The sequence below is a fragment of the Streptococcus sp. GMD6S genome (assembly GCF_000297015.1).
In genome coordinates, this window is sequence record NZ_AJRH01000135.1 from 1 (window position 1) to 1,414 (window position 1,414).

Genomic DNA, 1,414 nt, shown 5'->3' on the forward strand with positions numbered 1-1,414 from the left:
TCGCTCTATTATGGAATACACAGCCTTCTTTGTGGTCATCATTTACATTTTTGACCAGTTGATTGTATCAGGTTTGATTCGATTTATTAACATTTTTTAGAAGAAAAGTGGAGAAGTTCTGCTAACTTTCTTCTATCATATGTATGAAAGGAAATATCATGGATAGTTTTGACAAGGGATGGTTTGTTCTACAAACTTATTCTGGCTATGAAAATAAGGTAAAAGAAAATCTATTGCAACGTGCGCAAACATATAACATGTTGGATAATATTCTACGTGTTGAGATTCCAACACAAACCGTGCAAGTTGAGAAAAATGGAAAGAAAAAGGAAGTTGAAGAGAATCGCTTTCCAGGTTATGTCCTTGTAGAAATGGTCATGACCGATGAAGCATGGTTCGTCGTTCGAAACACACCTAACGTAACAGGATTCGTCGGCTCACACGGTAACAGATCAAAACCAACTCCACTTTTGGAACAAGAAATCCGTGATATTCTGGTTTCAATGGGACAAACTGTTCAAGAGTTCGATATTGATGTTGAAGTTGGCCAGACAGTCCGCATCATTGATGGCGCTTTTGCAGACTACACAGGTAAAATTACTGAAATTGATAACAACAAAGTGAAGATGATTATCTCTATGTTTGGTAATGATACGATTGCAGAAGTGAATCTCAACCAAATTGCAGAATTATAACCCCAGAGAGGCTTTGCCTCTCTTTTTATGTGCCGTTGAGGGAGGAAGAAGTATAAAACAGAGGAAGTAGACCCATGGACTCGCGCATTTTGCTAAACTAAATGCAGAAAGGAGAGGTCTATGAATCTAAAAGACTTATATGAAGAAAGTAAGGGAATCGTCCATAAGTGTCGCAAAGATTATCATTTGCATCTGTGGGAGAAAGAGGACTGGGATCAGGAAGGCATGTTATGTCTGTATGAGCTGGTGAGTTGCAACCCAGAGTTACTAGAGGGGGAGCGCCATCGACTTTATGTCTGCTTTAAAACAAAGTTTAGAAATCGTATCCTAGATTACATCCGTAAACAGGAAAGCCACAAGCGCCGTTTTGACAAAGAACCCTATGAAGAGGTGAGTGAGATTAGCCATCGTCTAGGAGAGAAAGGACTCAGGCTGGACGATTATTATCTCTTTCACGAACTTCTAAAGAATTACAAATCAAAGCAGAGTATGGAAAAACAAGAATTAATAGACCGTCTAATGGGAGGAGAAGTCTTTAGAGGACGTAAAGCTCTCCTGAGAGAACTTTCCCTTATCTTTTCAGAATTTCGATAAAGAGGAAAAAAGTCCTTGACAAAGGCGGAAAAGTAGGTATAATAGAAAGAGTTGAAAAGCTCAAGGTCCGTTGGTCAAGGGGTTAAGACACCGCCTTTTCACGGCGGTAACACGGGTTCGAATCC

2 protein-coding genes and 1 pseudogene are annotated in these 1,414 nt (G+C 39.6%); all 3 read left to right on the forward strand.

Annotated features, from left to right (window positions below; translation table 11 throughout):
• Positions 1-100, forward strand: a pseudogene (secE, locus tag GMD6S_RS09100) (preprotein translocase subunit SecE); the annotation flags it as partial.
• Positions 101-158: 58 nt separating this feature from the next.
• Complete coding sequence (gene nusG, locus GMD6S_RS09105) at positions 159-695, forward strand: transcription termination/antitermination protein NusG (protein WP_000376732.1); 537 nt, start codon at positions 159-161, stop codon at positions 693-695.
• Positions 696-815: 120 nt separating this feature from the next.
• Positions 816-1,289, forward strand: a complete 474-nt coding sequence (locus GMD6S_RS09110; protein WP_001049305.1) for a hypothetical protein — start codon at positions 816-818, stop codon at positions 1,287-1,289.
• Positions 1,290-1,414: the final 125 nt, after the last annotated feature.